This window comes from Caldisericaceae bacterium, from assembly GCA_036574215.1.
Taxonomy (GTDB): domain Bacteria; phylum Caldisericota; class Caldisericia; order Caldisericales; family Caldisericaceae; genus Caldisericum.
The window spans coordinates 1-8,549 of sequence record JAINCR010000097.1; the positions used below are offsets into that span (position 1 = coordinate 1).

The following is an 8,549-nucleotide window of genomic DNA, read 5'->3' on the forward strand; positions in this document are numbered from 1 at the left end:
GATTGGATACTTCTTGGACTTCAAATGGGGCATAAGTTACCAGTTATTGATAAGATAAATCTGAACCGTATAGATACCAAAGTCGAAGCCCGTTAAGAGAAGCTAATTTATAGATAAGCTAAAAAAACTTGATTTTCAAGGTCCTTTTGCTGGATCAAAACATCAATTTATGATTTTAAAAAACCACCGTTTAACGATACCATCAAATAAAGAATACTCGGTGCACCAATTAAAGTTTATGTTAAAAGAAGTAGAAAGCATTTTAGGAAAGAATATAAGCGGAAAAAGATGGGAAGAATTATAGTACATCGTTTCTAACTTCATAAAAAAACAAAAACGATAAAGCTATGATTTAATTTTGCATAAGGCAATTTGATGTCATTTTTACAGGGTAATTTTAGTTCTTGACTTTTCTTTTTTGTCCAATATAATCATTGTAGTGGACAAAATTGGTAATTTTTGTCCAGTTTATGTGGAAAAATGATTAGAGAACTTATATTAAGACAAAAATTTGAAAAAGAGAGGTTTATAACTAGCGACTATATAGAAAGAGAAAAAATAGATTTTGCAAAAAGATGGCTTGAGTCTGATTTGGTAAAAGTTATCATTGGTCCAAGAAGAGCAGGTAAATCTGTTTTTGCTTTTATGCTTCTAAAAGACCGTCCGTTTATCTACCTTAATTTTGATGATGAGATTTTTGGAAGGCTCTCTCAAGTTAATCCTGACGAGATAATGAAGGAGCTTCACGCAGTCTATGGTGGCATAAAGACAATTTTGCTTGATGAAATACAGAATCTTCCAAACTGGGAACTTTTCGTAAATCGACTTAAACGTGAAGGGTATAACCTCATCGTTACGGGTTCTAATGCGAATCTTCTAAGTAAAGAACTTGCAACTGTTTTAACAGGGCGACATATTCCAATTGAGATTATGCCATTTAACTTTAAAGAGTTTTTACTTGCTAGAAATTACAAAATAGATTATGAACTAATGACTATTCCACAAAAGAAGGGAGAGATTTTAAATTTAGTTGAAAAATATTTAATTGAAGGTGGATTCCCCGAAGTGGTTGTTAAGAACTTAAACTCAGAAGAATACCTTAGTATATTATTTGATTCAATACTTTTTAAGGATGTAGTAAAAAGGTATAAAGTAAGGTTTTCTTCTCAGATAGTAGATCTTGCATCTTATCTTGTTAACAACTTTTCGGGTTACTACAGTTTGAGAAAGTTAAAAGAGGTTTTATCTTTAAGAAGCGTTACGACGGTTGAAAAGTATATTAAATACTTAGAAGATGCTTATCTTGTATTTTACCTTGAGCGCTTTTCTTACAAAACTGGTGAAAAAATAAAATCACCAAAAAAAGTTTATATGGTTGATAACGGTTACATAAATGCAAAAGCAATAATGGTTTCCCCTAATAAAGGTAAATTAATGGAGAATATGGTTTTTACTGAACTTGTAAAAAAAGGTTTAAAACCCAATATTGATTTGTTCTATTATAAAACAAGAAATAGCCGCGAAGTAGACTTTGTAATCAAAAAAGACTTGAAGGTTACAGAACTAATACAGGTTTCATGGAATACTTATGATGTTTATACTGAACAGCGAGAGCTCAAGAGCCTTCTTGAAGCAAGTGAGGAGTTGGATGCGGATTTACTTACAATTCTAACATGGGATGAAGAGAAACAGGTTGAAAAAAATGGCAAAGTTATACGTTTTGTTCCTATTTGGAGGTGGTTTCTACTATAATTGTATGGATATATAAAAATTCAAAATGCATCTTGACAAAAACCTTAAGTTTCTTGAATATTCCTTTAATTAAATACCAACTTCTAAGCCTAAAACAAGTTTAATAGCATCTTCTATGGACTTTAAATAGTGCTCTTCTAATGTTCCTATTTTCTCAACAAGCCTTTCCTTTGAAATTGTAAGAATTTGCTCACACTTTATGAAGGATAAACTTTTTAATCCGTTTGTAGGCGATGGTTTAACTCTTATATGGAAAGGAACCTCTCTTCCTTTCGTTCTTATAGCTAAAACAATTGTGTTTGGATAGTTTGGGTTTAAGTTACCTGCATCAGTCTGGATGATAAGTGAAGGTCTTATGCCTTCTTGCTCTGAACCTCTTCCTGGGTTCCAATTAACAAGCCAAATTTCAAATCTTTTTGGGCTTTTCATCTGTAAAGATTACCTCTTTTTGTGCATTAAATGCATATTCTATATCTTCTTCTCCTACTTTACTAAATGCCTCAAAAAGCAATTTTTCTTCCTCTTTTTTCAGCCACTCTTTTACAAGTTCTCTTATTACTTCGTTAAGGGATTTATTTTCTATTTTGGAGATCTCTTTTGCCTTCTTATGTAAGGATGCAGGGATTCTTACTGTAAAACTTGCTATGTTTTTCATATAACACCTCTTTATGGTATCTATATTTGGCATTAACATTATATTTCATTTACGGGTTTGAGTTAATAGCATATATAGAAAACACCGAAAGAGGATTAAGAAACACTTGAAGAAGCACCCTCGTACCTCCCTGTCATCCTGAGCGGTAGCGAAGGATCTTGAAGTTGAGGGGGTAAACACCACCCCCTCAATACTCCCCCGAATACTAAAAAACATAAACGGATTAGATTCTTCCTTAAGTTGAGGGTGATACCACATCGAATGTAAAAAGGAGAGATTCTTCCTTGCTCACAACGTTTGCTCGTCAGAATGACGCCGCAACGTAATCCTGAGGCTTTTTGTTTGTCATCCTGAGTGGTAGCAAAGGATCTCTTATTTGAGGGGGTAGAAAGAACCTCCTCAAGGCTCCCCTTGAGTAATGAAAAAGAGTAAAACGGCAAGATTCTTCGGCTTCGCACTTGCTTACGCAAGGAAAAGAGCGCAGAATGACTCTCACACCTTGTCATCCTGAGCCGTCTTTGCGAAGGATCTTAAACTTGAGGTGGTAAACGACGCCACCTCAAGGCCTCCCAAACACCAAAAGGAATAAACAGCAAGATTCTTCTGGCTTACGCCCTCAGAATGACGGCAGGGGCTTACGCCATTTGACTTCGTAAAGGAAATGAGTGCAGAATGACTCCATAAAGGCAAACAACAGAGTTCTTCCTCGCTCACTATGTTCGCTCTCAAGAATGACAAAGTGGGGGCTTCGCTAGTCAGAATGACGGCTGGACTTTGCACTTGCTTATGCAAAGTAAGAAGTTCAGAACGACAAGGTAATCACAAAAGGGCACAATGGGGACAAACTGATGCAATGTGAAAATTCCTATGGATAAGGGTATAGGGGATTAATAAATTCTCTTGAGAGACTTTGTTATATTTCCATAAGACAGAGTAGAAGTTATTTAAGTCTTACAGCCAAGATTTATGGAAAGACTCATAATATAACAATACCCGCATATAAACCTACAAAAATAGGCACACTTAAGGCAATTATAAATGAATTAGGTAATATTCTTGAAGTTTCTAAGGCTGAAGTTATCAAAAAGTTATTTGGATAGTTAAGCAACTTATAAATATCTACAACATTAAGTTTAACCGCTGCTAAACAACCTACCGCTCTAGATGTAATAAAATGGTTGCTTACTTTTATTTGTAAATAATTTGGTAAAAGGTTATAATAAAACTGAAGCAATCTTTAAATAGACTAATGAGCTTTTTATTGAATGGCGAAGTAAGTTTTATTAGTTTAAATACTGTTTGAGGGACTTAATGGAAAAAACGCAAATTAAAAAAGTGCTTTCCTATCTTGTGGTTATTTTTCTTTTTATTGCAGGTGAAATCTCAAAATACTCCGAACTTATTTTTATTGAGCACTCCTATTTATTTGCACTTGGCATAATTGTAATCTTCTTAATATTTGTAGGTGTTTTGTTTTCGGGCGAAAGGTTGGTGCATGCATTTACTTTTAGCCCTCTTCTTATAGCATTTGTTTTTTCGTTTTTATTTCTTATACCTTTCTCAATTTTAAAATACTACTCCATTATGGAAACTTACCGAATTGTTGCGCCAGTTCTTCTTTTTGTGGTTATGATTAACACAATCAGAACAAAAGATGACAGAAATTTTTATGCTTACGCACTTGTTGCTTTTGGTATGGCTATTGGGATTTTAAGTTATATTGACTACTATGATACTGAGTTTGGCATCTTGTTTGATGCTATTTTTCATACTCACTTTTTTGATACGATTGCTGTAAACCCCAATGAGTGGGTTGCGCTTTCTTCAATTTGGGGTTACCAAAACACTTTTGCTGCATTTCTTGTGCTCCAAATTTATGTGAGTTTTGGCATTTACCTTAATTTGAAACGAACAAAACAGAAATTTTTATTCTCTTTTGTCCCTATGTTCTTCATTTTCTTACTCTTTCTTACTGTGTCTCGGGGTGGATACATTGCATTGATCGTAGGAGGCATTGCATTTTTAATCGTCTTTAAAGGGAGAGTAAAAGAGGTTTTAAAAGAACTTTTACCTGTGCTTATAGGGGCCTTCTTACTTATTTTATTTGCTTCACCTAAAGAGATTATCTATGCAAACATAGGAAAAACAAACATTCTTATAAAGTTTGTAAGTGGGGTTTCAAGCAATACCTCTCTTTGGGATAGAGTGCATCTTATCGACCTTGCAACAAGAATTTTTCTTAAAAGGCCTCTTGTAGGTTTTGGGCTTGGCACTTTTAGATTCACTTTTGCAATAAACGAATGGGTGGGAGAGTCTTTTAGAATTGATCCACACTCATTGGTTTTTAAACTCCTTGCAGAAACTGGCCTTATAGGAACAATTGCCTTCTTTAGTTTTGTAGGTTTTATCCTACTTAAAGGCTTTATAACTTCAACAAAAAGTGATGATGTTATTCTTAAAGGGTTAGTTGCAGGTGCAATAGGGTTAGTTTTCCATATGTGTTTAGATGTTGATATTTATCCTATCATGTTTATTGTGCTCTTTTATGTTCTTTCATTACTTGTTGAACCAAACTTCATTACTTTTAGTGCTCAAAAAAGGTTCACCGTTTTTGCTTGTTCTTTTATGCTTTTATTTGTTGCCATTTTTGATCTTTTCCCTAAAACAGTTGCTTCAAGATACGCAGTAATGGGAGAGGGTGTTTTTTTGCGTAAGGAAACTGAAAGCGCCATCAATTTAATGGAGAAAGCAGTTACCTATGATCAAAAAAACTCAACCTACTATTTTTACCTTGGAGAACTCCAATCTCGTCTACTTTGGAACAAACCTAACGAAACTGAATTCTATAAAATGATTGAATCGTTTAAAAAATCCTTTTCATTGAATAGGTATGATTATAGACCAGTTTACAAACTTGGGTTATACACACTTCCTGAGAGAACAGAAACTGCCTTAAACTACCTAATTGAGGGAGATCTGCTCTATCCAACGAATAGTGAAATACAATCATGGCTTTCTATTGCATACTTCTATATTGGTAAAGATTGTAGTAAAGCAACTTTGCATTTCGACAAAGCACAAGAATACAACTATAGAAATATTAATTTAACTCTTGCAGAAGGTGTTTATGAACTCTGTAAGGGAAATAAAGACTTAGCTAAAACACTATTAACAAGACTTCTTTCTTTAACAAGCGGTAAATCGAATACTCCACATACTTTTAGCACAAATACTTTTGATATTAAAGAAAAGATTATTAGTGATTTATTAAAAGAACTGCCAAATTGATTTTTATTTTTTCTTTAAATTAGTAAAATATTTTAAGATGGCTAAAAAACAGGTAAAAAATGTAAATACAAAAACTCTTCCTAAATTTGATGTGCATGCATTACTAATAGGTTTGTCTTTTGTTCCTCTTGTGTTTGCTGCTTTTTTTCAAGGTGGGTATTTTCTTTGGGAGACTTATTTAACTTTCCTTTTAGCAATACCTCCCATATTTCTTTTTATTTACCTTAAGTTTGTTAAAGGTGAACCTTTCATTACAAATAGAAGTGAGTTGCCGATGTTCCTTTTCTTGTTGGTTGCATTTGTTTCCTTATTTTTTACGGTGTATTTTTTTGCAACTCTTACAGAATTATACAAGGTAGCACTCTATGTAATGCTTTTTTATGTAGTTCTTAACAGTGTAACTAAAGATACGCTTTTTGAAATATCTATCGATGTAATATTGGTTTTAAGTTTTGCTTTATCAGTTCTTGGGCTCCTTGCCTTTTTTCAACAAAGGTTTAATTTACAGGGTGCCTTTTTTACATATTTAAAAGATTTTGGTCTTATGGAAGGGTCGGCTGTCTCCTCTACACTTCAGTACTCAAACACATTTGGTGCATTTTTGATACTTCCAATTTTTGTTTCCTTTTCAAAACTTCTTAAAGAAAATTCACTTTATAAAAAAGTCATATACATTGTTCTTACACTTGTTTTCCTTGTAACTTTTCTTTTAACTCAGTCAAGAGGTAGTTTAATTACGTTTTTTATTGCTCTAATTTTATTTTTAACTCTTTTAAGAAAGAGGGAATTAAAAATTAGTTTTTACTATTTTGCAGTTGTTCTTGTAGTTTTAGTTAGTGTGTTCTTTATTAAAAAAGATTTTTTCCTTCAAAATTTTAATGGACTTATTTTTAAAATTAAAGACCTATTATTGTTTTTAAAAGGTGAAGGGAGTAAATGGTCATCTCTTGGTACCCGTCTTTATATGATAAAAGACAGTTTAAATATCCTTAAAGACTATCCCATATTTGGCACTGGTAGTGGCACTTACCAGTATGTTTATGCAAAATACAGGTCTATATACTTTTTTTCAAAATTCCCCCATAGTATATTCTTTCAAATCCTTGATGAGCAAGGTATTGTTGGTGGCGTTGTTTTTCTTTTTTTGATAGGGTTTCTTTTTGTAAAAGGCTTAAAGATTGTAAAAGGTCATTATTCACCACTTCTTTCTGGGCTTTTTGCAGGAATTGTAGGAGTTTTACTCCATGCACTTATTGATTTTGACTGGTCGCTTATGTTTATGCCAATGCTATTTTTCTTTGTGTTTGGTTTGGTATTTTCCAAAGGTGAAAAAACTACATTTGACTTTAGAAGTCCTATAAGAGAATTTTTCAAAAAGGAAGTCTTAGCTAAAGAAACAAAAATAAAGAAAAGTGAATTGGTTTTTATAAACCGCACAATAATTTTAGGGATATCTTTTATGGTTTTGCTCTTGATGCTTCTATTTTCATTTCTTTCTGCAAACTTAGATAGAATTGCAACCTCAAAGATTGGAAAAGCCTACCCAACGGAAGTTATTTCTTTATATAAAAATGCGATTGCGTTTAACCCGCTTGATGCAAAACCGCACTACGACCTTGCACATTACTACACTTCAGTTGTTATGCCAAATGTTAATAATCCTTCTTCTTATGTAAATGATGCAGTTAGTGAGTATAAGGCTGCTATTCAAAGATGCCCTACATTCTTTATTTACCATTACGAGCTTGGGAAACTCTACCTTCAAACAAACGATAAGAACTCAATTAGTGAGTTTAAAGAAAGTGTGATGTCAAATCCACTTGATCCAGGAGCTCACTCTTCGCTTGCTTTGGCTTATCTTACAATTGAAAAAAACACAAATATGGCAAAACTTGAACTTGATAAGGCTTTTAACCTCGGAAATTCTATTATCGCCCAAGGTTATGCAAACAAAAGTATACTTGCAGATACCTATTTTGTATACGGCTCTTTATATGAAGAACTTAAAGACTATGATAATGCCATTAAAAATTATAACCTTGCAATTGAGGCAGATGGTAAAAATGCTATTGCCTATTTTAGGTTAGGTATGGTTTACAAAGCAAAAGGCATGCTACAAGAAGCAGTAAGAAACTTGTTCTTTGCAGTTAAGTATAATCCTGCCCTTAAAGACGCGAAAACAGAATTTGAGAAATATGCACCTATTTTAACTATTGTGAATCCTCAGGATAGTATGGTTTTTAAAGAAGGCGATGTAATTAAAATTCAGTGGGTTCCTTCGAACTTTAATAATACCGAATATTACACGATTTATCTTTATGGGAAGGATGAGTCAAAGCTCATTGCTTCTTTACTTGACCCTAAAACACTTTCTTATGATTATAAGGTAGAAGGTTTATCGTTAGGCACGTATACTTTGAGGGTATACGCTGCCTCACCAAAATTTATGCAAGGAAAGTTTGGAAATGTTCTTTCGTATGCTGAAGTAAAGATTACCATTCAAAAGTAGTAAAGAGATTTTTATAGTAATGGTAAATTACGAATCTTTTCCAAATACTTCTTTTCTTACTTTTTCAAGCACATTAACAAGTTCTTCAAGTCTGTCTTTGAATACTTCTTTGTATTTCAAGTATTCACCTTTCCCTTTTTCTGTAATTTCATAGATGTATCGGGGGTGTGCTTCTGTATAGTCCCATTTTCCTTTTATAAGGCCGTGCCTTTCGAGTTTTTTAAGAATTGGGTACATAAAACTGGGACTTGGCTTCCATAAGTTTAAAAGAAGATTTGAAACATCCTTTGAGATTGCTTCTCCATACATCGGCTTATCATAAACAAGGTGAAGCACATAAAAGGT

At 33.2% G+C, this 8,549-nt stretch carries 7 protein-coding genes; 3 read left to right on the top strand and 4 right to left on the bottom strand.

Translation table 11 applies throughout. From position 1 onward, the window contains the following. Window positions 1–480 precede the first annotated feature (480 nt). Window positions 481–1,752: an ATP-binding protein gene (locus tag K6343_05920; protein ID MEF3245493.1), complete on the top strand. Its 1,272-nt coding sequence runs from the start codon at window positions 481–483 to the stop codon at window positions 1,750–1,752. A 69-nt stretch (window positions 1,753–1,821) separates the two neighbouring features. On the opposite strand, the gene K6343_05925 is transcribed toward K6343_05920, so the two are convergent. The 3 genes from K6343_05925 to K6343_05935 all read right to left on the bottom strand — a co-directional run bounded on the left by K6343_05925 (window position 1,822) and on the right by K6343_05935 (window position 3,641). Next, window positions 1,822–2,181, bottom strand: a complete 360-nt coding sequence (locus tag K6343_05925) for a type II toxin-antitoxin system PemK/MazF family toxin (protein MEF3245494.1) — start codon at window positions 2,179–2,181, stop codon at window positions 1,822–1,824. Beyond that, the gene (locus K6343_05930; protein MEF3245495.1) at window positions 2,159–2,407 is read right to left on the bottom strand and encodes a type II toxin-antitoxin system HicB family antitoxin; all 249 of its coding nucleotides are present in this window, start codon (window positions 2,405–2,407) and stop codon (window positions 2,159–2,161) included. Before K6343_05930 ends, K6343_05925 begins: the two co-directional genes overlap by 23 nt. 976 nt (window positions 2,408–3,383) lie before the next feature. Beyond that, on the bottom strand, window positions 3,384–3,641 hold the full coding sequence (locus K6343_05935) for a hypothetical protein (GenBank protein ID MEF3245496.1): 258 nt from the start codon (window positions 3,639–3,641) through the stop codon (window positions 3,384–3,386). 77 nt (window positions 3,642–3,718) lie between these two features. Here K6343_05935 and K6343_05940 point away from each other — a divergent pair, with 77 nt between their 5' ends. Next, a complete protein-coding gene (locus K6343_05940; GenBank protein ID MEF3245497.1) occupies window positions 3,719–5,695 on the top strand; it encodes an O-antigen ligase family protein in 1,977 nt (658 codons plus the stop codon). 37 nt (window positions 5,696–5,732) lie between these two features. Then, window positions 5,733–8,204 carry an O-antigen ligase family protein gene (locus K6343_05945; GenBank protein ID MEF3245498.1) on the top strand — a complete coding sequence of 824 codons (2,472 nt, stop codon included), beginning with the start codon at window positions 5,733–5,735 and terminating at the stop codon, window positions 8,202–8,204. 27 nt (window positions 8,205–8,231) lie between these two features. On the opposite strand, the gene K6343_05950 is transcribed toward K6343_05945, so the two are convergent. Further along, window positions 8,232–8,549: PadR family transcriptional regulator (locus K6343_05950; protein ID MEF3245499.1), on the bottom strand; the 318-nt coding region annotated here is incomplete at its 5' end.